Source organism: Leclercia adecarboxylata, from assembly GCF_006171285.1.
GTDB classification, from domain to species: Bacteria; Pseudomonadota; Gammaproteobacteria; order Enterobacterales; family Enterobacteriaceae; genus Enterobacter; species Enterobacter barmai.
Genome location: NZ_CP040889.1, coordinates 4109564 through 4132694 on the forward strand (window position 1 = coordinate 4109564; position 23131 = coordinate 4132694).

The 23131-nt window shown below is 58.5% G+C and carries 28 protein-coding genes and 1 pseudogene; 18 read left to right on the forward strand and 11 right to left on the reverse strand.

Going from position 1 to position 23131, the window contains the following annotated elements; all coding sequences use genetic code 11:
• Positions 1–287 precede the first annotated feature (287 nt).
• From sufA to ldtE, 7 genes are all read left to right on the forward strand, one after another.
• Positions 288–656 carry a Fe-S cluster assembly scaffold SufA gene (gene sufA / locus FHN83_RS21330; RefSeq protein ID WP_138368803.1) on the forward strand — a complete coding sequence of 123 codons (369 nt, stop codon included), beginning with the start codon at positions 288–290 and terminating at the stop codon, positions 654–656.
• Between the two features lie 8 nt (positions 657–664).
• Positions 665–2152 carry a Fe-S cluster assembly protein SufB gene (sufB, locus tag FHN83_RS21335; protein WP_139564855.1) on the forward strand — a complete coding sequence of 496 codons (1488 nt, stop codon included), beginning with the start codon at positions 665–667 and terminating at the stop codon, positions 2150–2152.
• A 16-nt stretch (positions 2153–2168) separates the two neighbouring features.
• Positions 2169–2915 carry a Fe-S cluster assembly ATPase SufC gene (sufC, locus tag FHN83_RS21340; protein ID WP_039029104.1) on the forward strand — a complete coding sequence of 249 codons (747 nt, stop codon included), beginning with the start codon at positions 2169–2171 and terminating at the stop codon, positions 2913–2915.
• Positions 2890–4161 carry a Fe-S cluster assembly protein SufD gene (gene sufD, locus FHN83_RS21345; protein WP_139564856.1) on the forward strand — a complete coding sequence of 424 codons (1272 nt, stop codon included), beginning with the start codon at positions 2890–2892 and terminating at the stop codon, positions 4159–4161. Before sufC ends, sufD begins: the two co-directional genes overlap by 26 nt.
• Positions 4158–5378, forward strand: a complete 1221-nt coding sequence (gene sufS / locus FHN83_RS21350; RefSeq protein ID WP_139564857.1) for a cysteine desulfurase SufS — start codon at positions 4158–4160, stop codon at positions 5376–5378. Before sufD ends, sufS begins: the two co-directional genes overlap by 4 nt.
• Before the next feature lie 14 nt (positions 5379–5392).
• Positions 5393–5809 carry a cysteine desulfuration protein SufE gene (sufE, locus tag FHN83_RS21355; protein WP_139564858.1) on the forward strand — a complete coding sequence of 139 codons (417 nt, stop codon included), beginning with the start codon at positions 5393–5395 and terminating at the stop codon, positions 5807–5809.
• Between the two features lie 97 nt (positions 5810–5906).
• The gene (ldtE, locus tag FHN83_RS21360; protein WP_139564859.1) at positions 5907–6920 is read left to right on the forward strand and encodes a L,D-transpeptidase LdtE; all 1014 of its coding nucleotides are present in this window, start codon (positions 5907–5909) and stop codon (positions 6918–6920) included.
• A gap of 62 nt (positions 6921–6982) precedes the next feature.
• On the opposite strand, the gene lpp is transcribed toward ldtE, so the two are convergent.
• The 3 genes from lpp to FHN83_RS29020 form a co-directional block, all read right to left on the reverse strand.
• Positions 6983–7219 carry a murein lipoprotein Lpp gene (lpp, locus tag FHN83_RS21365; protein ID WP_001082307.1) on the reverse strand — a complete coding sequence of 79 codons (237 nt, stop codon included), beginning with the start codon at positions 7217–7219 and terminating at the stop codon, positions 6983–6985.
• A gap of 310 nt (positions 7220–7529) precedes the next feature.
• Positions 7530–8951, reverse strand: a complete 1422-nt coding sequence (gene pykF / locus FHN83_RS21370) for a pyruvate kinase PykF (RefSeq protein WP_139564860.1) — start codon at positions 8949–8951, stop codon at positions 7530–7532.
• A 7-nt stretch (positions 8952–8958) separates the two neighbouring features.
• On the reverse strand, positions 8959–9234 hold the full coding sequence (locus FHN83_RS29020) for a hypothetical protein (protein ID WP_419146424.1): 276 nt from the start codon (positions 9232–9234) through the stop codon (positions 8959–8961).
• Here FHN83_RS29020 and FHN83_RS28270 point away from each other — a divergent pair.
• The 5 genes from FHN83_RS28270 to fumD all read left to right on the forward strand — a co-directional run bounded on the left by FHN83_RS28270 (position 9129) and on the right by fumD (position 12374).
• The gene (locus tag FHN83_RS28270; RefSeq protein WP_176556511.1) at positions 9129–9371 is read left to right on the forward strand and encodes a hypothetical protein; all 243 of its coding nucleotides are present in this window, start codon (positions 9129–9131) and stop codon (positions 9369–9371) included. The two genes, FHN83_RS29020 and FHN83_RS28270, sit on opposite strands and share 106 nt — an antisense overlap.
• Positions 9372–9534: 163 nt before the next feature.
• Positions 9535–10557 carry a methionine ABC transporter ATP-binding protein gene (locus FHN83_RS21375; RefSeq protein ID WP_039029110.1) on the forward strand — a complete coding sequence of 341 codons (1023 nt, stop codon included), beginning with the start codon at positions 9535–9537 and terminating at the stop codon, positions 10555–10557.
• Entirely contained in the window at positions 10550–11218 is a 669-nt protein-coding gene (locus tag FHN83_RS21380; protein ID WP_032617773.1) for a methionine ABC transporter permease, read from the forward strand. The genes FHN83_RS21375 and FHN83_RS21380 overlap by 8 nt, the downstream gene beginning before the upstream one ends.
• A gap of 28 nt (positions 11219–11246) precedes the next feature.
• Complete coding sequence (locus FHN83_RS21385) at positions 11247–12059, forward strand: MetQ/NlpA family ABC transporter substrate-binding protein (protein WP_039029111.1); 813 nt, start codon at positions 11247–11249, stop codon at positions 12057–12059.
• Between the two features lie 105 nt (positions 12060–12164).
• Positions 12165–12374 (forward strand): fumarate hydratase FumD, encoded by a 210-nt coding sequence (fumD, locus tag FHN83_RS21390; RefSeq protein WP_032617775.1) that lies wholly within the window; start codon positions 12165–12167, stop codon positions 12372–12374.
• On the opposite strand, the gene FHN83_RS21395 is transcribed toward fumD, so the two are convergent.
• The 4 genes and pseudogenes from FHN83_RS21395 to FHN83_RS21410 form a co-directional block, all read right to left on the reverse strand.
• On the reverse strand, positions 12355–13041 hold the full coding sequence (locus FHN83_RS21395) for an amino acid ABC transporter permease (RefSeq protein ID WP_039029112.1): 687 nt from the start codon (positions 13039–13041) through the stop codon (positions 12355–12357). The two genes, fumD and FHN83_RS21395, sit on opposite strands and share 20 nt — an antisense overlap.
• Complete coding sequence (locus tag FHN83_RS21400) at positions 13035–13802, reverse strand: amino acid ABC transporter permease (protein WP_139564861.1); 768 nt, start codon at positions 13800–13802, stop codon at positions 13035–13037. The genes FHN83_RS21395 and FHN83_RS21400 overlap by 7 nt, the downstream gene beginning before the upstream one ends.
• Positions 13802–14678: pseudogene (locus FHN83_RS21405) on the reverse strand (amino acid ABC transporter ATP-binding protein). Before FHN83_RS21405 ends, FHN83_RS21400 begins: the two are co-directional and overlap by 1 nt.
• Position 14679: 1 nt before the next feature.
• Entirely contained in the window at positions 14680–15498 is an 819-nt protein-coding gene (locus FHN83_RS21410) for an ABC transporter substrate-binding protein (RefSeq protein ID WP_139564862.1), read from the reverse strand.
• Between the two features lie 237 nt (positions 15499–15735).
• Between FHN83_RS21410 and FHN83_RS28275 the strand changes: the two genes are divergently transcribed.
• The 4 genes from FHN83_RS28275 to FHN83_RS21425 all read left to right on the forward strand — a co-directional run bounded on the left by FHN83_RS28275 (position 15736) and on the right by FHN83_RS21425 (position 18562).
• The gene (locus tag FHN83_RS28275; RefSeq protein ID WP_072036633.1) at positions 15736–15897 is read left to right on the forward strand and encodes a hypothetical protein; all 162 of its coding nucleotides are present in this window, start codon (positions 15736–15738) and stop codon (positions 15895–15897) included.
• A gap of 160 nt (positions 15898–16057) precedes the next feature.
• On the forward strand, positions 16058–17386 hold the full coding sequence (locus tag FHN83_RS21415; protein WP_139564863.1) for a sensor histidine kinase: 1329 nt from the start codon (positions 16058–16060) through the stop codon (positions 17384–17386).
• Entirely contained in the window at positions 17379–17990 is a 612-nt protein-coding gene (locus tag FHN83_RS21420; protein WP_139564864.1) for a response regulator transcription factor, read from the forward strand. The genes FHN83_RS21415 and FHN83_RS21420 overlap by 8 nt, the downstream gene beginning before the upstream one ends.
• Before the next feature lie 89 nt (positions 17991–18079).
• Positions 18080–18562, forward strand: a complete 483-nt coding sequence (locus FHN83_RS21425; RefSeq protein WP_139564865.1) for a GlcG/HbpS family heme-binding protein — start codon at positions 18080–18082, stop codon at positions 18560–18562.
• A gap of 84 nt (positions 18563–18646) precedes the next feature.
• Here FHN83_RS21425 and FHN83_RS21430 read toward each other — a convergent pair whose 3' ends face one another.
• Positions 18647–18787, reverse strand: a complete 141-nt coding sequence (locus FHN83_RS21430; RefSeq protein ID WP_032617828.1) for a hypothetical protein — start codon at positions 18785–18787, stop codon at positions 18647–18649.
• A gap of 128 nt (positions 18788–18915) precedes the next feature.
• On the opposite strand from FHN83_RS21430, the gene FHN83_RS21435 reads away from it, so the two are divergent.
• Both FHN83_RS21435 and FHN83_RS21440 read left to right on the forward strand, forming a co-directional pair.
• Positions 18916–19734, forward strand: a complete 819-nt coding sequence (locus FHN83_RS21435) for an MBL fold metallo-hydrolase (RefSeq protein WP_139564866.1) — start codon at positions 18916–18918, stop codon at positions 19732–19734.
• A 43-nt stretch (positions 19735–19777) separates the two neighbouring features.
• Positions 19778–20413 carry a carbonic anhydrase gene (locus FHN83_RS21440; protein ID WP_138368814.1) on the forward strand — a complete coding sequence of 212 codons (636 nt, stop codon included), beginning with the start codon at positions 19778–19780 and terminating at the stop codon, positions 20411–20413.
• Between the two features lie 40 nt (positions 20414–20453).
• Here FHN83_RS21440 and FHN83_RS21445 read toward each other — a convergent pair whose 3' ends face one another.
• From FHN83_RS21445 to FHN83_RS21455, 3 genes are read right to left on the reverse strand one after another with little or no spacing between them, the layout of a single operon-like run.
• Positions 20454–21620 carry a cupin gene (locus FHN83_RS21445; RefSeq protein ID WP_139564867.1) on the reverse strand — a complete coding sequence of 389 codons (1167 nt, stop codon included), beginning with the start codon at positions 21618–21620 and terminating at the stop codon, positions 20454–20456.
• A gap of 11 nt (positions 21621–21631) precedes the next feature.
• Entirely contained in the window at positions 21632–22420 is a 789-nt protein-coding gene (locus tag FHN83_RS21450) for an HpcH/HpaI aldolase family protein (protein ID WP_139564868.1), read from the reverse strand.
• Positions 22413–23129, reverse strand: a complete 717-nt coding sequence (locus FHN83_RS21455; RefSeq protein WP_039029123.1) for an alpha/beta fold hydrolase — start codon at positions 23127–23129, stop codon at positions 22413–22415. Before FHN83_RS21455 ends, FHN83_RS21450 begins: the two co-directional genes overlap by 8 nt.
• Between the last annotated feature and the right edge of the window lie 2 nt (positions 23130–23131).

Below are 23131 nucleotides of genomic sequence, written 5' to 3' on the forward strand. Positions count from 1 at the left end.
GGGGCAATCCGGTGAGCGTAAAAAGAGCTATCCCAAAAATAGGCATTTTCTATACATATTTTCGCTTTTGACCATTTCTGCCGATTTCCTTCCGTAATCCTCAGCATTATCAACAGATTAAACATTCACCTTCAGGCCTGATAAGCCCGTCAGCAGGGTCTATGCTTAATGAAAGTAAGCAAAAAGGGCGATTAAGCCGAATGACCCTGCAACTGAGGGGTTGAAGTGATAATCATTATCACTAACATGGTGTTATGCCCTGGGGGCGCAATACATGAGGTGGACTTATGGAACAGCATTCAGAAACGTTTGATCCGACAGATTTCGCGTGGCGTGGATTATCGCTTACGCCTGCCGCTGCGGCGCACATTCGCGACCTGGTCAGCAAACAGGCAGGCATGCTTGGCGTGCGGTTAGGGGTGAAGCAGACCGGGTGCGCCGGTTTCGGCTACGTCCTGACGACCGTCAGCCAGCCGGAGAAAGACGATCTGGTCTTTGAACATGACGGCGCCCGACTCTATGTGCCGCTACAGGCGATGCCGTTTATTGACGGTACGGAAGTGGATTACGTGCGCGAAGGCTTGAACCAGTTATTCAAATTCAATAACCCGAAAGCCCAGAACGAATGCGGCTGCGGCGAAAGTTTTGGGGTATAGGCGGTATTATGTCTCGACATACTGAAGCAACTGACGATGTCAACACCTGGTCCGGTGGCCATATTAATTATAAAGAGGGCTTCTTCACCCAATTGCAGACCGACGAGCTGGCAAAAGGGATTAATGAAGAGGTCATTCGCGCCATTTCGGCCAAACGTAATGAACCCGACTGGATGCTGGAGTTCCGCCTGAATGCGTTCAGGGCCTGGCTGGAGATGGAAGAGCCGCACTGGCTGAAGGCGCACTACGACAAGCTGAACTATCAGGATTACAGCTACTACTCTGCGCCGTCCTGCGGCAACTGCGACGACACCTGCGCCTCCGAGCCCGGTGCGGTGCAGCAGACCGGGGCCAACGCCTTTTTAAGCAAAGAGGTGGAAGAGGCCTTTGAACAGCTCGGCGTGCCGGTGCGTGAAGGGCGCGAAGTGGCGGTCGACGCCATCTTCGACTCCGTGTCGGTGGCCACCACCTACCGGGAAAAGCTCGGCGAGCAGGGAATTATTTTCTGCTCCTTCGGGGAAGCCATCCACGATCACCCCGAGCTGGTGAAGAAGTACCTCGGTACCGTGGTGCCGGGCAACGATAACTTCTTTGCGGCCCTCAACGCGGCGGTCGCCTCCGACGGCACCTTTATCTACGTGCCGAAGGGCGTGCGCTGCCCGATGGAGCTCTCCACCTATTTCCGCATCAACGCCGAGAAAACCGGCCAGTTTGAACGCACCATCCTCGTCGCCGACGAGGGCAGCTACGTCAGCTATATCGAGGGCTGTTCCGCCCCGGTGCGCGACAGCTACCAGCTGCACGCTGCGGTAGTGGAAGTGATCATCCATAAAGACGCGGAAGTGAAATACTCCACGGTGCAGAACTGGTTCCCGGGGGATAACAACACCGGCGGCATCCTGAACTTCGTCACCAAACGCGCCCTCTGCGAAGGTGAAAACAGCAAGATGTCCTGGACCCAGTCGGAAACCGGCTCCGCCATCACCTGGAAATACCCGAGCTGCATTCTGCGCGGGGATAACTCCATCGGCGAGTTCTACTCCGTGGCGCTGACCAGCGGACATCAGCAGGCCGACACCGGCACCAAGATGATCCACATCGGCAAGAACACTAAATCGACCATCATCTCGAAAGGGATCTCGGCGGGTAAAAGCCAGAACAGCTATCGGGGCTTAGTCAAAATCATGCCGACGGCGACCAACGCCCGTAACTTTACCCAGTGCGACTCAATGCTGATTGGCCCGGACTGCGGGGCGCACACCTTCCCGTACGTCGAGTGCCGCAACAACAGCGCCCAACTGGAGCACGAGGCGACGACCTCGCGGATTGGCGAAGATCAGCTCTTCTACTGCCTGCAGCGCGGCATCAGCGAAGAAGACGCCATCTCGATGATTGTCAACGGCTTCTGTAAGGATGTGTTCTCTGAACTGCCGCTGGAGTTTGCCGTGGAAGCACAGAAATTACTGGCGATTAGCCTTGAACACAGCGTCGGTTAAGGATTAAGGAAAGCACATGTTAAGCATTAAAGATTTACAGGTCAGTGTGGAAGATAAAGCGATCCTGCGCGGCCTGAGCCTTGAGGTTCGCCCGGGCGAAGTGCATGCCATTATGGGCCCTAACGGCTCCGGGAAAAGTACGCTGTCGGCCACCCTGGCCGGGCGCGAAGATTACGAAGTGGTTGGCGGATCGGTGGACTTTAAGGGCAAAGATTTGCTGGAGCTGTCGCCGGAAGAGAGAGCCGGGGAGGGCATCTTTATGGCCTTCCAGTATCCGGTGGAGATCCCGGGGGTCAGCAACCAGTTCTTCCTGCAGACCGCGCTGAACGCGGTGCGCAAATACCGCAGCGAAGAGGAGCTGGATCGCTTCGACTTCCAGGACCTGATGGAAGAGAAAATTCAGCTGCTGAAGATGCCGGAAGATCTGCTTACCCGTTCGGTCAACGTCGGTTTTTCCGGCGGGGAGAAGAAGCGTAACGACATCCTGCAGATGGCGGTGCTCGAGCCTGAGCTGTGCATCCTCGATGAAACCGACTCCGGGCTGGACATCGACGCCCTGAAGATCGTCGCCGACGGCGTTAACGCCCTGCGCGACGGCAAGCGGTCGTTCATCATCGTCACCCACTATCAGCGCATCCTTGACTACATCAAGCCTGACTACGTTCATGTGCTCTATCAGGGGCGAATTGTGAAATCCGGTGATTTCACGCTGGTCAAACAGCTGGAGGAGCAGGGCTATGGCTGGCTTAGCGAACAGCAGTAACGCGCTGCAGCAGTGGCATCGTCTGTTTGAAGCGCAGGGCCAGACGCGCTCGGAGCAGGCGCAACAGCACCTGCAGCAGATGCTGCGCCTCGGGTTGCCGACGCGTAAGCACGAAAACTGGAAATACACCCCGCTGGACGGGCTGCTCAACGGCGAGTTCGTGGCGCGTCCGGCAAGCGTAGAGCCTGGCGACCGCAATGCGCTGGCGCTGACCCTCGACGCCACACGGCTGGTCTTTGTCGACGGGCGCTTTAACGCGGATCTGAGCGACAGCACCGACGAGAGCGGGTTCGAAGTGGTAATTAACGACGAACGTCAGAGCCTGCCGACAGCGGTTCAGCCGGAGCTGTTCCTGCATCTGACCGAAAGCCTGGCCCAGAGCGTCACCCATATCAGCGTGAAGCGTGACCAACGGCCTTCTAAGCCGTTGCTCCTGCTGCATATCACCCAGGGGCTGGCAGGTGAGGAGATCAACACCGCTCACTATCGCCACCATCTGGAACTTGCCGAGGGGGCAGAAGCCACGATCGTTGAACATTACGTCAGTCTCAACGACATGCGCCATTTCACCGGCGCGCGCCTGACCATGAACGTGGCGGCCAACGCCCGGCTGCACCATATCAAGCTGGCGTTTGAGAATGCGGCGAGCCACCACTTCGCCCATAACGATCTGCAGATGGCCGCCGATGGGTCGGCGTTCAGCCACAGCTTCCTGCTGGGCGGCGCGGTCCTGCGCCATAACACCAGCACCCAGCTGAACGGCGAAAACACCACCCTGCGCATCAACAGCCTGGCGATGCCGGTGAAAAACGAGGTGTGCGACACCCGCACCTGGCTTGAGCACAACAAGGGCTACTGCAACAGCCGTCAGCTGCATAAAACCATCGTCAGCGACAAGGGGCGGGCGGTCTTTAACGGGCTGATCAACGTGGCCCAGCACGCCATTAAAACCGACGGGCAGATGACCAACAACAATCTGTTGATGGGCCGCCTGGCGGAGGTGGACACCAAACCGCAGCTGGAAATCTACGCCGATGACGTGAAGTGCAGCCACGGTGCCACCGTGGGCCGGATCGACGACGAGCAGATGTTCTATCTGCGCTCCCGCGGGATCGACAAGCAGGCGGCGGAGAAGATGATCATTTACGCCTTCGCTGCCGAACTGACCGAAGCCCTCGGGGATGAAACATTAAGACAGCAGGTGCTGGCGCGTATCGGCCAGCGTCTGCCGGGAGGTGTGGCATGAATTTCCCTGTAGAGAAAGTGCGGGCGGATTTTCCCGTCCTGACCCGTGAAGTGAACGGTCTGCCGCTTGCCTATCTCGACAGCGCCGCCAGCGCGCAAAAGCCTGCCCAGGTGATCGAGGCCGAAGCGGAATTTTACCGGCACGGCTACGCGGCGGTGCACCGGGGGATCCACACCCTCAGTGCCGAAGCGACCCAGCGGATGGAAAACGTCCGCACCCGGGCGGCGGCGTTCTTAAATGCCCGCTCGCCGGAGGAGCTGGTCTTTGTACGCGGCACCACCGAGGGGATCAACCTGGTGGCGAACAGCTGGGGCAGCGCGGAGGTCCACGCGGGCGATAACATCATCATCACCCAGATGGAGCACCACGCCAACATCGTCCCCTGGCAGATGCTGTGCGAGCGCGTCGGAGCCGAACTGCGGGTGATCCCGCTGAATCAGGACGGCACCTTACAGCTTGAGCGGCTGGATAGCCTGCTGGATGAACGCACCCGGCTGGTGGCCATCACCCAGGTCTCCAACGTGCTGGGCACCGAAAACCCGGTGGCGGAGATTATCGCCAAAGCCCATCTGGCAGGGGCGAAAGTGCTGATCGATGGCGCCCAGGCGGTGATGCACCATACGGTGGACGTGCAGGCGCTGGACTGCGACTTCTACGTCTTTTCCGGGCACAAGCTCTACGGGCCAACCGGCATCGGCGTCCTCTACGTTAAAGACGAGATTTTACAGGCCATGCCGCCGTGGGAAGGGGGCGGGTCGATGATCGCCACCGTCAGCCTGAGCGAAGGCACCACCTACGCCCGCGCGCCGTGGCGCTTTGAGGCGGGCACGCCGAATACCGGGGGCATTATCGGGCTGGGCGCGGCGATGGAGTATGTGTCAGACATTGGCCTTGATGCCATCGCCGAGTATGAGCAGATGCTGATGCGCTACGCGCTGGCGGAGCTTGCCAGCGTGCCGGATCTGACGCTGTACGGCCCGGCAGATCGCCTTGGCGTCATTGCCTTTAATCTCGGCAAGCACCACGCCTACGACGTTGGCAGTTTTCTTGATAACTATGGGGTGGCGGTGCGCACCGGACACCACTGCGCCATGCCGCTGATGGCGTTCTATGAGGTACCGGCGATGTGCCGCGCGTCGCTGGTGATGTACAACACAACGGAAGAGGTCGACAGACTGGTGGCAGGGCTGAAGCGTATCCACCGTCTGCTGGGCTAACAAGAGGGCAAGAGATGGCTGCATTGCCAGACAGAGACAAATTGCTGCGCAACTTTACCCGTTGCGCAAACTGGGAAGAGAAGTACCTCTACATCATCGAGCTGGGGCAGCGTCTGCCTGCCCTGAGCGAAAGCGACCATGTTCCGGAAAATAGTATTCAGGGCTGTCAGAGCCAGGTGTGGATAATAATGCACCAGAATGAAGCCGGGATGATTGAATTAGCGGGTGACAGTGATGCGGCAATAGTAAAAGGCCTTATTGCCGTCGTGTTTATTTTATATCAGCAGATGTCCCCTCAGGATATTGTCGCCTTTGACGTCCGCCCGTGGTTTGAAACAATGGCGCTCACCCAGCATTTAACGCCGTCCCGTTCTCAGGGGCTTGAGGCGATGATCCGCGCAATCCGCTCCAAAGCTGCCAACATTAGCTAAACTATCTAAACAGCCCTCATTCTGTTCCGCGAGACGGCTCCCGCCTCGCGGATTTTTCAGCTTTCTGACGATCCGTCAGTGAATAAGGAATCTCAGTATGAAGCGCGCGTCTCTATTAACTCTTATTCTCTTTGGTTCGCTCAGCGCGCTTAATAGCGCCTGGGCGGTGGATTATCCTTTGCCACCGGCGGGCAGCCGGCTTATCGGGCAAAACCAGACGTATATTGTTCAGGAAGGTGATAATAACCTGCAGGCAATAGCGCGTCGGTTTAATACCGCTGCGCATTTAATACTCGAAACCAATAATACCATCGCCCCGGTCTATCCGGCGCCGGGAACGGTCATCACCATTCCGTCGCAGATGCTGCTGCCGGATACCCCCCGGGAAGGGATTGTGGTGAACCTGGCGGAGCTGCGGCTCTACTACTATCCGCCGGGTGAAAACAGCGTGCAGGTCTATCCGCTGGGGATTGGTCAACTGGGGCTGGAGACGCCGGTGTCCACCACGCGAATCAGCCAGAAGATCCCGAATCCGACCTGGACGCCAACGGCGGGCATCAGAGCGCGCTCGCTGGCGCAGGGCATCAAACTGCCCCCGGTGGTACCCGCAGGGCCTAATAACCCGTTAGGACGCTTTGCGCTGCGTCTGGGCATAGGCAACGGTGAATACCTGATCCATGGCACCAGCGCGCCGGACAGCGTCGGGTTGCGGGTCAGCTCCGGCTGTATGCGCATGAACGCCCCGGATATCAAAGCGCTTTTCGCCCAGACCCGGGTCGGTACACGGGTGCAGATCATCAATGAGCCGGTAAAGTTCTCGGTTGAGCCGGACGGTAAGCGCTACGTTGAAGTGCATCGTCCGCTGGCAATGGTAGAGGGAGAAAACCCACAGACGGTGTCAATCGCGCAGTCCAGCGCCTTTACGTCATTTGTCTCACAGGGCGGCAGCGATAAGCTGCTGGTGAATAAAGCCTTGTCCCGTCGGGCAGGTCTCCCGGTAGTGGTATCAACAGGAGCCGGGCAGGCGGTGAACAGTACGGGGCTGTCGGCGCAGAACACGCGCTTGCCGGTGGCGGCGTCGCAGGGTGGGCAGGAGCAGGCGATTCAGTAGAGCAAAATGCGGGGCAAAAAAAATGGCGCACAATGTGCGCCATTTTATTAACACAGGTACTATTACTTACGGTATTTAGTAGCCTGGTTGTCCAGACGCTGGTTAGCGCGTGCTGCGTCATCTTTAGCAGCCTGAACGTCGGAACGCATTGCGTTCACGTCGTTGCTCAGCTGGTCAACTTTAGCGTTCAGAGTCTGAACGTCAGAAGACAGCTGATCGATTTTAGCATTGCTGGAGCAACCTGCCAGCAGAGTAGAACCCAGGATTACCGCGCCCAGTACCAGTTTAGTACGATTCATTATTAATACCCTCTAGATTGAGTTAATCTCCATGTAGCGTTACAAGTATTACACAAAGTTTTTTAGGTTGAGAATATTTTTTTGATGGGAATATGCCTATTTTTGATCGTTCGCTCAAAGAAACACCTGTTTTGACTATTTCGTCAAAAATGTTGTGTTAAAACAGACAATTTTCATCGGATTCATCTTAGAAAACGTACCCGTTAAATAGAAAAACCCGATTTGCTTTTTTAATAAGTTTGGCTGATAGCGGAAATAAAAAAAGCGCCCCGAAGGACGCTTTTTAAACAAATTAATTCGTTCGGTATTATTACAGGACGTGAACAGATGCGGTATTAGTGGTGCCGCTTGGAACCAGCGCACCCGAAACCATTACTACCACGTCGCCTTTCTGCGCCAGGCCACGCTCAACCAGCTGCAGGGCCACTTCTTTACCCAGACGGTAGAAATCGTCAGTAGAAGCGATCTCTTTCACCAGGTGTGGAACTACGCCTTTGCTCAGCACCAGCTGACGCGCGGTCACTTCGTTAGTGGTCAGCGCCAGGATAGTCGCGTTCGGGAAGTATTTACGTACGGCTTTCGCAGATTTACCGCCCTGGGTCGCCACAACGATCAGTGGGGCTTCCAGTTTCTCGGCAGTTTCTACCGCGCCACGGCACACCGCTTCGGTGATGCGCAGCTTACGGCTGTCGTTGTTGTTGTCCAGACGGCTCTGCATTACGCGGTCGGTACGTTCGCAGATGGTCGCCATGATGGATACGGCTTCCAGCGGGTATTTACCCTTCGCGGACTCACCGGACAGCATAACGGCATCGGTACCGTCGAGGATGGCGTTGGCCACGTCGCCAGCTTCAGCGCGGGTTGGACGTGGGTTTTTGATCATGGAGTCCAGCATCTGCGTCGCGGTGATAACCACTTTACGCGCGCGAACACACCTCTCGATCATCATCTTCTGCGCGAAGATAACTTCTTCAACCGGGATCTCAACGCCCAAGTCGCCACGCGCAACCATGATGCCGTCAGACGCTTCGAGGATTTCGTCGAAGTTGTTCAGGCCTTCCTGGTTTTCGATTTTTGAGATGATCTGGATGTTTTCGCCGCCGTGGGCTTTCAGGTGCTCACGGATCTCAACGACGTCAGAACGTTTACGGATAAAGGACGCCGCAACGAAGTCAACGCCTTGCTCGCAACCGAAGATCAGGTCCTGTTTGTCTTTCTCAGCCAGCGCTGGCAGTGCGATGGAAACGCCCGGCAGGTTAACGCCTTTGTTTTCGCCCAGGTCGCCGTTGTTCAGTACTTTACAAACAACGTTTTTGCCTTCGATAGCGGTGACTTCCATACCGATCAGGCCATCGTCCACCAGAACGGTGTTGCCGACGGAGAGATCGCTGGTGAAGCCTTCATAGGTCACAGCAACGATGTCGCTGTTGCCGACAACAGACTTGTCTGTGGTGAACGTGAAGGTCTGGCCCGCTTTCAGAGAAACGTCGTTGCCGCCTTCCAGTTTAATGGTACGAATTTCTGGACCTTTGGTATCCAGCAGGATTGCTGCTTTTTTACCGGTCTTGCTCATCACGTTGCGCAGGTTCTGGATGCGCTGGCCGTGTTCAGCATAGTCACCGTGAGAGAAGTTCAGACGCATCACGTTCATGCCGGCGTCCAGCATTTTGGTCAGCATCTCTTCAGATTCGGTTTTCGGGCCGATGGTGCAAACAATTTTCGTCTTTTTCATGACAGTCTTAGTCTTTAAGTTGGGAAGGATATGGAATTCTCGCTCCGGGGGCGCAGGGCCTCAGAGTCAAACCTGTGTTGCGAAATTTTTTATGACACGCAGTAAGGATAGGTGACATCAATTGAGCGTGCAGAAGAATGTGTGCCTGTGTTTCAGCCCAGGAGGAGAGGGTAAGTTGTGTGCGTTGTTTTTTGTAGTCCAAGCGCTGAAACCATTCATCAGGAGTTTGGCGCGCATTATACGCTGAAAGATGCGCAAAAGGAAAATGAAAACAGCGTTTCAAAAATTTTATATGCAGTTTCACAAAGGATTGTTATCAAGGCGTTAAGGTTCGCTGCACGGATGTTGCGCCAGCGAAAAACCTTAAGGCAAATGTCCCATTTTTATGGCCATTACCCATTGCCGCTCCTCAACTATTGATTGCTGAAAATAAGCAATATGGCGATTCCCACGCGCCACGCGGCATATCACTCAAAGTTATAAGATATTCCTTTTCATTCATTTAAAAGCTAATAACGGCTGTTTACTATCATTTGGACATCCATACTGCTAAACCGCCACAGGCGAACGGATTACCCGAATAATGATTGTACTCAGGAATATTTCGAAGATTTTTGACAACGGAAAAGTGGCGCTGACGGCCGTTGATAATGTGAACCTGGCGATAGAGCAGGGACAGATTTATGGAATTATTGGCTACAGCGGCGCGGGCAAAAGCACCTTAATTCGCCTGCTTAACGGCCTCGAAAAACCGACCACCGGCAGCGTGACCATTAACGGCCAGGACATCTCGGCGGCGAAAGGCGAAACCCTGCGCCAGGCGCGGCTGAAAATCAGTATGGTGTTTCAGCACTTCAACCTGCTGTGGTCGCGCACCGTGAGCGAGAACATCGCTTTCTCCATGCAGATTGCCGGAGTGCCAAAGGCCAAAATTAAAGCCCGCGTGACGGAACTGGTTGAGCTGGTGGGGCTGAAGGGCCGCGAACAGGCCTATCCGTCCCAGCTGAGCGGCGGACAAAAGCAGCGCGTCGGCATTGCCCGCGCGCTGGCGAATAACCCTGATGTGCTGCTCTGCGATGAGGCCACCTCGGCGCTGGACCCGCAGACCACCGATCAGATCCTCGATCTGCTCCTCGACATTAACCGTCGTTTTAAGCTGACCATCGTGCTCATCACCCATGAGATGCACGTGGTGCGCAAAATCTGCGACCGCGTGGCGGTGATGGAAAACGGCAAGGTGGTGGAGGAGGGCGAGGTACTGCAGGTCTTTACCCACCCGCAGCAGCCGATTACGCAACAGTTTGTGCGCCAGGTGAGCCAGTACGCGGAGGAAGAGACCTTCAATACCGAGCTGGCAAACGATCTGGAAGGCACCGTTATCAAGCTGACCTTTACCGGACACAGCACCCATAAGCCGGTGGTGGGTGAACTGACGCTGCGCTACGGCCTGCCGTTTAACATCCTGCACGGCAAAATGACGCAAACCGCTCACGGCGTATTCGGCCAGCTCTGGCTGCACGTGGTGGCAACGGAAGAACAACTGAACAATATCCTCGCCGATTTGCAGCACAGTGATATTGAAGGCGAGGTAATTAAACATGGCTGAGAATCTCTTCCCGCACCTGAAATGGGACCAGCTCTGGGCCGCCACCCTGGAAACGCTGTACATGACGGCGCTCTCCGGCGTCGCCACCTTTGTACTGGGTCTGGTCCTCGGCCTGGCGCTTTTTTTAACCGCCCGCGGTGGGATGTTCCACAACCGCACGGTCTACAGCGTCATTTCGATTGTGGTGAACGTGTTCCGCTCTATCCCGTTCATCATTTTGATTGTGCTGCTGATCCCCTTCACCAAAACCGTGGTGGGGACCATCCTCGGGGCGAACGCCGCACTGCCCGCGCTGATTGTCGGCGCCGCGCCGTTCTATGCCCGTCTGGTGGAGATTGCCCTGCGTGAAGTGGACAAAGGGGTGATCGAAGCGACGCGCTCGATGGGGGCCCGTCTGAGCACCCTAATTTTTCGGGTTTTACTGCCGGAATCATCGCCCGCCCTGGTCTCAGGGATCACGGTGACGCTGATTGCCCTGGTGAGCTACAGCGCCATGGCAGGGGTGATTGGTGCCGGTGGCCTGGGAAATCTGGCTTATCTGGAAGGATTCCAGCGCAACCATGGTGACGTCACGCTGGTGGCAACGGTGACCATTTTGATCATCGTTTTCATTATCCAGTTCTGCGGCGACATCATTACTTCACTGTTAGATAAAAGATAAACACGAATAACACACAGGAACCATCATCATGAAAAAGACACTGACGTTGATCGCCGCAGCAACCCTGAGCGCCCTGAGCTTTGCCTCCTGGGCTGACACCCTGACCGTGGGCGCGTCCAACACACCGCACGCCGAAATTCTGGAGCAGGCGAAGCCGATTCTGGCGAAACAGGGTATCGATCTGGAGATCAAACCGTTCCAGGACTACATCCTGCCGAACACCGCCCTGGCGGGTCGCGACATCGACGCCAACTACTTCCAGCACATCCCTTACCTGAACAGCGTGCTGAAAGATCACGCCGGGGATAAAGAGTACGATTTCGTCAGCGCCGGTGCGATCCACATCGAGCCGATCGGTATCTACTCTAAAAAGTACAAATCGCTGAAAGATCTGCCGGAAGGCGGCAAAATCATCATGCGTGATGCGGTCTCTGAAGAGGGTCGTATCCTCTCTATCTTCGAGAAAGAGGGCGTGATCAAGCTGAAGCCAGGCATCGACAAAGTGACCGCGCGCATCAGCGATATCGTTGAGAACCCGAAAAAGCTGCAGTTCACCCCGAACGTTGAAGCCTCTCTGCTGCCGCAGATGTACAACAACGATGAAGGCGCTGCGGTCGTCATCAACGCTAACTACGCCATCGACGCTGGTCTGGATCCGGTTCACGACCCGATTGCGGTAGAGAGCGGTGAAAACAACCCGTACGCCAACATCATCACCGTCCACCGTGGCGATGAGAAGAAGAAGGACATCGTAGCGCTGGTAGACGTCCTGCACTCCAAAGAGATCCAGGACTGGATCCGCACCAAGTATAAAGGCGCGGTGATCCCGGTTAACAACTGATTTATCAGCTTGATTTCAAAGCCCGGCGGGTCTCCTGCCGGGCTTTTTTTGTATACGGGCGATGAATGAATTAAGCTGGCGTTTTAAGGCAATGGAGTGAAAGTCATGGGCAATGTAACCAAAGACGAAGCGCTGTATCAGGAGATGTGCCGCGTGGTAGGCAAAGTCGTGCTTGAAATGCGGGATTTAGGGCAGGAGCCAAAGCATATTGTCATCGCCGGGGTACTGCGCACCTCGCTGGCGAACCAGCGGGTGAAACGCAGTGAACTGACCACCCAGGCGATGGAGACCGTCGTTAAAGCGCTGGCCGGTTAAGCTGCCAGCGTTTTGCCAGCTGTTCGACCCCACAGCACAGCAGGTAATAGACCACACCGGTAAAAACAAAAATAGCCGCCGGGTAAATCTGCACCCGGTTGTTCACCTGGCCTGCCACGGTGGTCAGCTCCGGCACATTGACAATAAACGCCAGCGATGTGTCCTTCAGCAGGCTGATAAAAATCCCCAGCAGCGAAGGCAGCGTGTTGCGCAACGCCTGCGGCAGCAAAACGAACCCCAGGGTCTGCAGCGCACCAAACCCCTGCGCCTGCGCCGCTTCATATTGCCCGTCCGGCAACGCCCCCAGCCCGGCCAGCACCGAGTGCATCACCGCGGCGGCGGTAAACCACGCCAGCGCCAGGGTGACGGTCAGCGCCCCCGGCAGATCGCCGCCGGTCATCAGCGGCAGCAGATACCACAGCCAGAAGATGACAAAAATCAGCGGGATGCCGCGGATGATCTCCGCCCAGACAAACAGGGTTTTGCGTATCACTCCCGGAAAACGCCACGCCAGCCCCGCCAGCGCAACCCCGGCCGGTAGCGCCAGCGCCGCAGCGCCGAAGGCCATCAGCAGCGTCAGCAGCACGCCGCCGGGCTCCCCGGCCGCAGCCCGCCCCCAGAGCAGGTAATCCAGGTTATCGGTAATCACGTTCAGTCCGGCTAACATCTCTCTTCACTCCGGGTGGCTGGGGCGACGTTTTGACGCCGCCGGTTTGCGGGGCCCAGTCTGGTCAGCACCATGCCCATCACCACGCCGGTGAGCAGGTACAGCACCGTGCCGATGGTGAAGGCCTCCAGCGCGTGGGCGTTATAGCTCTCAATCTGGCGCACCTGATAGGTCAGTTCCGCAAAGCCGATGCCGCTGGCCAGGGACGAGAGTTTCATCAGGTTGAGATACTGCCCAACAACCGGTTGCCAGGCGTTCGCCAGCCCCTGCGGCAGCAGAATATGCCGCAGCAGCGGCCAGGCAGAAAACCCCTGCGCCACGGCGGCTTCGCGTTGCCCGGCAGAGACGGCGCGCAGGCCAGCGCTAATCTCCTCCGTCAAAAACGCCGAGGTAAAGACCCCGAGCCCCCAGGCGGAGCAGAGAAACTCTGGCGTAAACCACCACACCTGGCCCGGCAGCACCGACCAGAGGTGATCGTCCATCACCAAGGCGCGGAAACCCTGCGGGAGCCCGTTCCAGGCGGCGAAGTACCAGAACAGCAACTGCACCAGCAGCGGGGTATTGCGAAACAGCGACACCCACACGGCGACAATCGTTGCGCCAGGGCGGCCTCCGGCGAGTCGCAATCCCAGGCAGACGAGGGTGATGAGGCTGGCGACGGCCATCCCGGCGAGCGTCACCCACAGGGTGGTCAGAAAACCGGACAGGATCCACGTCAGAGGCTGGCCGGTCAGCACCCCCTGCCAGTCGAGGGCGGGCATCAGGACGCTCCCGGATGCAGCGGATTGAGCACCTTCTGTAGAAAACGCTGCGTGCGGGGATGCTCAGGATGCTGAAAGAACTGCGCCGGGGGTGCCACTTCCAGAATGTGTCCGCCGTCGATAAACACCACCCGGTCGGCAATCTCCCGGGCGAACTGCATCTCATGGGTGACGACAATCATGGTGATCCCGCTGTGGGCGAGGGCTTTCATCACCAGCAGCACTTCGCCGATCATCTCGGGATCGAGGGCCGAGGTGGGCTCATCAAACAGAACGATCTGCGGTGAGGAAGCCAGGGCGCGGGCGATGGCCACCCGCTGCTGCTGCCCGCCGGATAACGCCTCCGGGTAGTGGTCGGCTTTATCCGGCGGCCACCCGCTGCTGCTGCCCGCCGGATAACGCCTCCGGGTAGTGGTCGGCTTTATCCGCCATCCCCACCTGCGCCAGCAGCGCGTCGGCGCGGGCATCGGCCCCGGCTGGCTGCCAGCCGTGAACATGCTTCAGCGCCAGGGCGATGTTTTGCCGCGCCGTCAGATGGCTGTACAGATTGAACTGCTGGAAGACAAAACCCACCCGGCTGCGCAGCTGGCGCAGCGCCTGGCGGGGAAGCTGGCGGGTGGATTTCCCGTCGATCAGAATGTCGCCGGAGGTCAGCTCTTCCAGCTGGTTGATAAGGCGTATCAGCGTCGATTTGCCGGAACCCGACGGGCCAAGAATGGCGACCACTTCACCGGGCATCACGCTGAGGTTGATGCCTTTCAGCACTGGGCGATCGCCGTAACGTTTCACTACGTCACTAAAGGTGACGCTGGCCTGCTCCAGATGTGAAAAATCCGCGGCACGGGCCGCGGAGCGAGAAAATAGACCTGACAGCATGTTACTGGGCTTCTATTTTAAAGGCGCGCGGCTGCGGGGAGGGCGTCTGTGGGCCAAACCAGACATCGTAGATTTTTGCCGCGTCGCCGTTGTTCTCCAGCTTCACCAGCTCATCGTTCACCACCTTCAGCAGCGCGGTTTCGCCTTTTTTCACCCCGACGCCAATCTCCTCTTTACTCAGCAGGTCCGGGAGAATTTTAAAATTCGCCTTATCCGGTGCCTGGGCCAGCAGCCCCGCCAGAATGGTGCTGTCCTGAGTGATCGCCTGCACGTTGCCGTTGCGCAACGCCGTCAGCGCCAGCGGAATATCGTCATAGGAGAGCACGCGGGACTGCGGGAAGCGCTGATGCAGCGCCTGCTCCCCGGTGGTACCTTTCACCGCCCCGATACGCGCCTTGCTGTAGGCGTCGAGTTTATCCGCGCCGCTGGCCGGAACCAGGATCTGCTGGCCGGTAACAAAGTACGGCGTTGAAAAATCAATCACCTGGGCGCGCTCCGGGGTGATGGTGATATCGGCCACGATCAGATCCGCCTTGCCGGACTGCAGCAGCGGGATGCGGTTCGCCGGGTTGGTGGCGACCAGCTCCAGTTTTACCCCGAGAGTTTTCGCCAGCGCTTTAGCAAAATCGACGTCATAGCCGACGATCTCGTGGCTTTTCGCATCTATCGAGCCAAACGGCGGGTTGGCATCGAAGGTGGCGACCTTAACGACCCCCGCCGCCTTGATATCCGCCAGCTGGTCGGCCTGCACCTCTGCAGAAAGGATCCCGCCTGCGGCCAGTAAAGCCAGTACCAGCGCCCGTTTTGTGTGTATTGCCATAAATTCCTCTGCACCTGTTTTTGTTTTGTCCTCATACGCTCCCATAACCGGCCCTGGCCGCCAAATGCCAATATCGACTTTGCTATTTGAAAAAACTCATTAGTGAACAGCGTGTTACATGGCGGTAAAAGAAAACTGCTTTTGCGCCTGGCGCAAATCCTCTGCCGGAATAGGCATTTCTCAGGGGGGCAGAATGCTGGTTAACTGCATTCAGGCTGAGCAAACGAGGACAAGGCAATGGGCAAATTGATGAGTACGTTACGGCGGTTTTTTACCGCAAGATCGGAAGAGAACAGCGCGCAGCGTATTATTGAATCCATTCTGCCGGCAGCCAGCCTGTATGGCGTGGATATCGCCAACATCGATCCGGAGTGGTTCCATGACAAAACGTCACGCTGAACACCGTCAGGTGCGGGAAACCTACTGGAATGAGGTGTGCGTTCTTCACCGCACCGCCTGCCATTCTGGACGCTGACATCCAAAATTCACCGCAAGTTTTGTCCCCGGCCTAGCTTCCTGCTAAGGTCTCTGGCGTCTTCCTCCAGCGCCAGTTAAATAAATGAACAGCAAAAAATTTCTGCAACGTGGGCTTCTGATCTGGCTGATGCTCTGCCTGCTCAGCAGCGTGCTGCTGTATGCCGAACTGATCCGCCGCCAGTTCTGGGAACTCGACCGTGAATTTGCCACGGCGTATACGGAGATCGGCGCGGTTCTCACCCAGAATGAATCGGTGCTGCCGCTGTTGAATGGCGATGAAGATCTGGCGGCGCTGGGCAAAAAATTCCCGCAGATACATGGCCTGCAAAAGACCCAGGGACGTGCCCTCGACGCCGCCCGGGTTGAACCCCTGTCCGGCACGCAGTACTGGCTCTACAACCCCTGGCGACAGATCCGGGTGCTGATCGACCTCGCGCCGGTCATCAATGCCTGGCCCAGGTTTACCCGCATCACCCTGGATCTTACTGGCCGTTTGCCGTCCCCATCCACGGACGCCTTCTGGCACTGGCAACGGCAATTTCCCCAGCATACTCAACCCTTCGTGCTGCTGGCCGACGCCCGACCGGCGTGGCTGAACGTGACGCTGCTGCCGTTTTTCCTGCTGTTTGTCGGCTGGGCTGTTGTGGTGGCGGCAGGGGGGCTGATCCTCTGGCAGCGCAAGCAGCGCCAGAATGCCGATCGGCGCGCCTGGTACTATCAACACGCCCGGCTCAATACCCTGGGGGAGATCACCGCGGGCATCGTGCATGAGATCAACCAGCCCCTGACGGCCGTTCAGACCTGGATCCAGGGCGCGCAGCGCCAGCTGGATCAGGATAACCCCGCAGCGGTGTCCCAGGCCCTGGGCTCGGCGCTGGTGCAGACCCGGCGGATTAGCGAGCTGCTGACCCGCTTTCGCGAGCACGTTACCCAGGATGCCGTCACCTTAGGTGAAGTGGATCTCGCCGAGTGCTGGCAGCACGTCGGCAACCTGCTGGAGCACGAACGCACCGCCAGACATATTCGCCTTACCCATGATTTTGCCGCCGATGCCCGAACCCTCTGCGCCGACCGGCTGTGGCTGGAGCAGGTGCTGCATAACCTGCTCAGCAACGCCATTCAGGCCCAGCAGGACCGCGCGGCGGGCTGGGTGCATATCCGCAGCCATCGCGAGGGCGAACGCGTTCACGTCGAGATCGCCGACGGCGGCCCGGGCTTTACCCCGGAAGCACTCCACAACGCCTTTATGCCTTTTTACAGCGGGCGGGAGGGCGGTACGGGGCTGGGGATGACCTTAACGGAGTCTTTAGTTACCCGAATGAACGGCACGCTCGCGCTGGACAATGCGCCGGAAGGCGGAGCCAGGATCAGATTGCAGTTTGCTCACCACGGGAGTCAGGAACATGGATAACGTCATCTGGTTAATTGATGATGATGCGTCAGTCAGGGAGTCGCTGGTTTTTCTTTTCACCGGGATGAACTGGCGCGTGGAGCCTTTTGAGAGTATTGCCGCCTTTACCGCCGCGCAGCAGGCAGGAAAAGAGCTGGCCGGCTGCCTGCTGCTGGACATGCGCATGCCGGGCAAAGGCGGGCTGGCCTGGCTGGAAGAGGGGAAATGGCCGTGGCCGCTGCTGCCGGTGATCCTGATGACCGGTCACGGCACCATTGATGCCTGCCGCCGCGCGTTTCACAACGGGGTGTTTGAGTTCTTCACCAAGCCGCTGGACGCCGACAAGCTGATCGAGTCCATCACCGCCGCGCTCGCCGAAAGCCAGCGGCGCGTGGGGGTATGGCAGGAGGCGAAACGCGTGAAGACGCTGTTTGAGCAGCTCACCTCCCGGGAGCATGAAGTGCTGCTGGCGTTAATGGAAGGCAGCAGTAATAAAGAGGTCGCCGCCCGGCTGAATCTCTCGCCCCGGACGGTGGAAGCGCACAGGGCGGCGGTGTTCCTCAAGCTGGGCGTTTCCAGCCTGGTGCAGGCCATCCGGGAATACGACAAATTGCAATCCGTATAACTACCAGGATCACCCCGTAGTCAACCGAATAACATTTCTTCGCCCGCTTCGATACGCTGCATCTGTTTCCACTTACCAGAGGATGTGCGATGAAAAAGTTAATGATGGCGGCAGTGTGTGTAGCAGGGATGGTCAGCGTATCGGCGCAGGCACAGTCCGTGGCGCAGAAGAGCCTTTCCCTGAGCCAGGCGAACGCGTTAGCCAGCGCGGCGATTCAGGCCTGTACGGCCAAAAATTATCAGGTCAGCGTCACGGTGGTGGATCGCGCCGGGGTGGTGAAAGCGGTACAGCGCACCGATAACGCCGGTCCACATACCCTGAAAGCCAGCGAGATGAAAGCCTTCACCGCGCTCAGCACCAAAAACGCGTCGGGGAAAGTGATGGAGTCGGCCCAGAGCAATGCGGGCGCGCAAAACTTAAAAGATATCCCGGGTTTCCTGTTACTGGCGGGTGGGCTGCCGGTGAAAGAGGGTGATGAGGTGATTGGTGCCATCGGTATTGGCGGTGCGCCGGGCGGGCATCTGGATGAAGCCTGTGCCCAGCAGGCGATTGAAAGCCTGACGAAGTCGTAGTCAATCGCCCGGCGGCGCTTCGCTTGCACGGGCCTACGGTTTTGTAGGCCGGGTAAGGCGCAAGCCGCCACCCGGCGTTTTACATCAGATCTTGCAGGCGTCGCCGCAATCATCGTCCGCGACAATCGCCTGCGCTTTTTTATCCGCATCTTCAAGGCGTTCCGCGTTACGTTCTTCGGCTTCATCCAGCCCGTCAAACACCAGATTGTTGAGATCAATTTCCATCATTTACCTGCTTTGTTCGGTTATTGTTCCAGGTCGTATTATAGAGCAAAAGAATGGGATGAGGCACCCCAGCGCACATAAGGATAATCCTTGCCATACTGATGACTCACCCGCGCTCAGGAGGAGTGATGATCGTCTTATGTAAAACCTGCGGCACGTCCTATGACGCCCCCCGCGAACCCCAACGCTGCGCCATCTGCGACGATGAACGCCAGTACGTGCCCGCGACGGGCCAGGCGTGGGTAGATTTTGCCACCCTGACCCGTACCCATACCAACAAGTGGCAACAGATCGAACCCGACCTGCTAACGCTCAAAACCGTGCCCGCGTTTGCCATTAGCCAGCGCGCGATCCTGCTGCGCACCCCGCAGGGGAACGTGCTGTGGGACTGCATCGCCAACCTCGACCCCGCCACCCACGCGCTGATAACCGCCCTCGGCGGGATCGACGCTATCGCCATCTCGCACCCGCACTATTACACCACCATGCAGGACTGGGCGGAGGCCTTTAACGCCCCGGTGTACCTGCACGCCAGCGATCGCGAGTGGGTGATGAGAGGCAGCCCGGCGCTGCGCTTCTGGGAAGGGGACTCGCTGGAGATCGCCCCGGACGTGACGCTGCACAGGCTGGGCGGCCATTTTGCCGGAGGCACGGTGCTGCACTGGAACCGCGCCAGCGGCACGCTGCTGGCGGGAGATATCCTGCAGGTGACCCCCGGAAAAGACGCGGTGTCGTTTATGTGGAGCTACCCGAACATGCTCCCGCTGCCGGCAAGTGAGGTGGCTGACATCGCCGCGCGGCTGGAAAACGTCCCCTTCGAACGGCTCTATGGTGCCTTTGAAGGGCAGAACATTTCCGGGAATGCGCGGGAGATTGTTATGCGGTCGGTGCAGAAATATATTGCTTGTCTGAACTCGGGGCCGGTGGGTAAACTCCAAAAACCGTGATCTCGATCATGCCTGTACAATCACAAAAAAATGAGACATTGCTATGCAACATATCATTGAAGGTTTTCTCAGCTTTCAAAAAGAAGTTTTTCCGCAACGTAAAGACCTGTTCCGCAGTCTGGCGTCCAGTCAGAATCCCAAAGCGCTGTTCATCTCCTGTTCTGACAGCCGCCTGGTGCCGGAATTAGTCACCCAGCAGGAGCCGGGACAGCTCTTTGTCATTCGTAATGCTGGCAACATCGTGCCACCGTTCGGGCCAGAGCCGGGCGGCGTTTCCGCCACCATCGAATACGCGGTTGTGGCGCTGGGCGTTACCGACATCGTGATCTGCGGCCACTCTAACTGCGGCGCGATGAAGGCCATTGCCGACAACGCTAACCTCGAGCCGATGCCTGCCGTTTCACACTGGCTGCGCTACTCCGATGCGGCGAAAGCAGTCGTGGAAAACAAAACCTGGGATAACCCGACCGACAAAGTGAATGCCATGGTGCAGGAGAACGTCTTCGCCCAGCTGAGCAACATCAAAACTCACCCGTCCGTCGCGGTCGGCCTGCGTAACAACGCCATTCGCCTGCACGGCTGGGTGTACGATATCGAAAGCGGCGACATTCGCGCCCTGGATAAAGAGACCAAAACCTTCGTCTCTCTGTCCGAAAACCCAGGCGTTTACTTCGAGTAACGTGCCGAATTCAGGGCGGGGTAACCCGCCCTGATATCCCTCACGGCAGTGCTTCGAGCTTCAGCCCCGCGCGCTTCGCCGTTTCCGGTAACAGATCCATTGCCGTAACAAACCCATCCGGATCCAGACAGCGGTTCGCCGCTCTTGCCTGCTTCAGTATCTCCCGATCCCAGTACACGCGCTTACGCTGATCGCCCTCCGTCGTCAGAATGCACTCCATGTCGCCCTCCAGGGCGCGGTAGCGCCGCCAGCTGTTCGCCGGGATCGAAATAACCGAACGCTCAGGGGCGACAATGCTCACCTCTTCGCCTTCTTCATTCCAGGTCACCTCCAGCGTGCCCTTGAAGACCATGATCACCTGCACGTCCGGGCAGAGGTGGCGGCCCACCACGTGGTCTGACTTCAGGCGCAGCCACTCAACGGAGAAGCCGTGCGGGTTAACGATAGCCGGTTCCGCGTGTTTATCCTGGCTAATGCCAAAGCCGATCACCGGGGCGAGCTCGCCGCCGTGGCCCGGCAGCACCGAATCGAGTAACCCCGCCGCCGACCAGCGACGATCCTCCCCGGTCACCGCCCGCTGGCGCATCTCCTCCACGGAGTAGTGGCGCAGGGCGGCGATTTCGTGCTCCGGCAGCGGGGTCAGCAGCCCCGCCGGCTCCGGCAGGGTATCCCCCGCATTGACGTCGAGGAGCATATTCTCCTTGCTCAGGTAGAGTCCGTACTCGCTGGCCGCGGCCAGAATCGACGGATGCCAGATGATCCCCCCGGTGTTATTCCCGCCCAGCACCGTGTAGACCATGCCGCAGGTCTCTTCTTTACTGACGTTGGTGAAGCCGCGGAAGATCCAGGTCGGGATAGAGAGGATGGCCGGGGCGCTGAACTCGGCTTCGTTTTCGCCGTTGGCTCCCCAGCGAAAGCGCCAGGTTCCCTCATGGATCAAAAACACTTCGGCGGTGAAGTGCAGGTGCAGGTTATTGGTCACCCCTTTTGGCATCGCCGCCGCGCCGATGTTGAAGCCGTGCGGTTCCGGGATATTGACCACCTGGGCGGACGACTGGGTCACGCCCGGGCCAATAAAGGAGTAGTTCTGTTTCAGGTGCGAGCCGGGAAGCTTGCAGTCGATAAAGGCCAGATTGCAGGACACCATATCTTCAGGGGCAACCAGACGGCTGCGGGCCAGTTCCGGGGTAATGTGACGTGCTTTCATGTTCTCTCCTGTTAATAGCCTGATGCGCCGGATTTAGGGATCGCGTTGCCGCGCGCCAGGGCGATAGCCTCGCGTGAGGCGCGGCCAAGTTGCATGACATCGTTCGCCGGGGTGACAAACTGAAAACCTTCGTTGATGCGCCGGGCGGCGGCGTCGCCGGAGGTACAAAAGATCCCGGCGATTTTCTGCCACTGACGACAGCGGCTGACCACCAGCTCAATGGCGGCCAGCATCTCAGGGTGCTGAGATTCGGCGCTGGCGCTGCCGGTCAGGGTTAACGAGAGATCGTTCGGGCCGATAAACACCCCGTCCAGCCCCTCGGTGGCGAGGATCGCATCGAGATTAGCCAGCCCGTCGCGGGTTTCGATCATCGCCAGGGTCAGAATTTCATCGTTGGCGTGCTGCGGGTAATCGGCCCCGCCGTAGAGCAGGCCGCGGGCCGGGCCAAAGGAGCGGTTGCCCAGCGGCGGATAGCGGCAGGCGGCCACAAAGCGCCGGGCCTGTTCCGGGGTGGAGATCATCGGGCAGATAATGCCGTAGGCCCCTGCATCCAGCATGCGCATGATCTGCGCCGGGTCGTTATCGGAGACCCGCACCAGCGGCACCGCCGGGGTAGCGGAGAGCGCCTGCAGCATCGACAGCGCGCTGGCGAAGTCGATCATGCCGTGCTGAAGATCGACGGTGACCGCGTCAAAGCCCTGATGGCCGACGATCTCGGCGCTGTAGCCCGACGGGATCGCCAGCCAGCCGTTAATAATGGCGCTGCCGTCCGGCATTGCCCTGAGTCTGTTCTTACGCATGTAAACACTCCTGGATCCAGTGACGTAGCGGGAGGGCAACCTCGTCGGGCGCTTCGAGCAGGGTGAAATGCCCGGCACAGGCGACGGTAACGTGCTTCACCTGAGGCGCGCTCTGCGCCACCCGCTGGTGGTGATGAGGCGTGCAGATGGGATCGTGCAGGCCGTTGATAACGATGATGGGGCAGGCGAGGGCGGCCAGCGCCGCGCGATTATCCCGCCGGGTAATGGCGATCTCGGTCTGGGTGGCGAGGGTATCGAGGCCACTCTCCTCTGCCATCAGACAAATAAGATCCTGCAGGGCCTGGTCATCCACGCGCGACGGCGCAACGTACTTCGGCCACAGGCTGGCGGAGAGCCAGTTTGTCAGCCCCTGCTGCCGGGCAGCGCGCACCGCCTCGCGGCGGGGAGCGGCATTTTCTGGCGCATCCGCAAGGGGGTTAACCGACAGCAGCGCCAGCCCGGCAATGCGCCCGGGCGCGTCGGCGACCATCTGTAGCGCCACAATCGCCCCCAGCGAGAAGCCCGCCAGCAGAAAGCGCGGCGGCAGTTCGCTCAGCAGCGAGCGGGAGGCTTGCGCCGCCGAGGTAGCGTCCGCAAGCGTAATGCACCGCACGTCAGAGACCTTGAGCCTGTCGAGCACCGGCTGCCAGAGGCGCGGGTTACAGAGCGTGCCGCCGATCAGCACCAGCGGCAGGGCGTGATTATCCATAT

Coding starts and splice junctions, on each gene's coding strand:
- pykF (WP_139564860.1), bottom strand. CDS start 8,951: ATGAAAAAGACGAAAATTGTTTGCACCATCGGCCCGAAAACCGAATCT.
- FHN83_RS21455 (WP_039029123.1), bottom strand. CDS start 23,129: ATGGATAATCACGCCCTGCCGCTGGTGCTGATCGGCGGCACGCTCTGT.
- FHN83_RS21375 (WP_039029110.1), top strand. CDS start 9,535: ATGATTGTACTCAGGAATATTTCGAAGATTTTTGACAACGGAAAAGTG.
- fumD (WP_032617775.1), top strand. CDS start 12,165: ATGGGCAATGTAACCAAAGACGAAGCGCTGTATCAGGAGATGTGCCGC.
- FHN83_RS21430 (WP_032617828.1), bottom strand. CDS start 18,787: ATGGAAATTGATCTCAACAATCTGGTGTTTGACGGGCTGGATGAAGCC.
- sufE (WP_139564858.1), top strand. CDS start 5,393: ATGGCTGCATTGCCAGACAGAGACAAATTGCTGCGCAACTTTACCCGT.
- FHN83_RS21445 (WP_139564867.1), bottom strand. CDS start 21,620: ATGAAAGCACGTCACATTACCCCGGAACTGGCCCGCAGCCGTCTGGTT.
- FHN83_RS21435 (WP_139564866.1), top strand. CDS start 18,916: ATGATCGTCTTATGTAAAACCTGCGGCACGTCCTATGACGCCCCCCGC.
- sufS (WP_139564857.1), top strand. CDS start 4,158: ATGAATTTCCCTGTAGAGAAAGTGCGGGCGGATTTTCCCGTCCTGACC.
- sufA (WP_138368803.1), top strand. CDS start 288: ATGGAACAGCATTCAGAAACGTTTGATCCGACAGATTTCGCGTGGCGT.
- lpp (WP_001082307.1), bottom strand. CDS start 7,219: ATGAATCGTACTAAACTGGTACTGGGCGCGGTAATCCTGGGTTCTACT.
- ldtE (WP_139564859.1), top strand. CDS start 5,907: ATGAAGCGCGCGTCTCTATTAACTCTTATTCTCTTTGGTTCGCTCAGC.
- FHN83_RS28275 (WP_072036633.1), top strand. CDS start 15,736: ATGGGCAAATTGATGAGTACGTTACGGCGGTTTTTTACCGCAAGATCG.
- FHN83_RS21415 (WP_139564863.1), top strand. CDS start 16,058: ATGAACAGCAAAAAATTTCTGCAACGTGGGCTTCTGATCTGGCTGATG.
- FHN83_RS21410 (WP_139564862.1), bottom strand. CDS start 15,498: ATGGCAATACACACAAAACGGGCGCTGGTACTGGCTTTACTGGCCGCA.
- FHN83_RS21450 (WP_139564868.1), bottom strand. CDS start 22,420: ATGCGTAAGAACAGACTCAGGGCAATGCCGGACGGCAGCGCCATTATT.
- FHN83_RS21385 (WP_039029111.1), top strand. CDS start 11,247: ATGAAAAAGACACTGACGTTGATCGCCGCAGCAACCCTGAGCGCCCTG.
- FHN83_RS21425 (WP_139564865.1), top strand. CDS start 18,080: ATGAAAAAGTTAATGATGGCGGCAGTGTGTGTAGCAGGGATGGTCAGC.
- sufC (WP_039029104.1), top strand. CDS start 2,169: ATGTTAAGCATTAAAGATTTACAGGTCAGTGTGGAAGATAAAGCGATC.
- FHN83_RS21380 (WP_032617773.1), top strand. CDS start 10,550: ATGGCTGAGAATCTCTTCCCGCACCTGAAATGGGACCAGCTCTGGGCC.
- FHN83_RS21440 (WP_138368814.1), top strand. CDS start 19,778: ATGCAACATATCATTGAAGGTTTTCTCAGCTTTCAAAAAGAAGTTTTT.
- FHN83_RS21400 (WP_139564861.1), bottom strand. CDS start 13,802: ATGCCCGCCCTCGACTGGCAGGGGGTGCTGACCGGCCAGCCTCTGACG.
- FHN83_RS21420 (WP_139564864.1), top strand. CDS start 17,379: ATGGATAACGTCATCTGGTTAATTGATGATGATGCGTCAGTCAGGGAG.
- FHN83_RS21395 (WP_039029112.1), bottom strand. CDS start 13,041: ATGTTAGCCGGACTGAACGTGATTACCGATAACCTGGATTACCTGCTC.
- sufD (WP_139564856.1), top strand. CDS start 2,890: ATGGCTGGCTTAGCGAACAGCAGTAACGCGCTGCAGCAGTGGCATCGT.
- sufB (WP_139564855.1), top strand. CDS start 665: ATGTCTCGACATACTGAAGCAACTGACGATGTCAACACCTGGTCCGGT.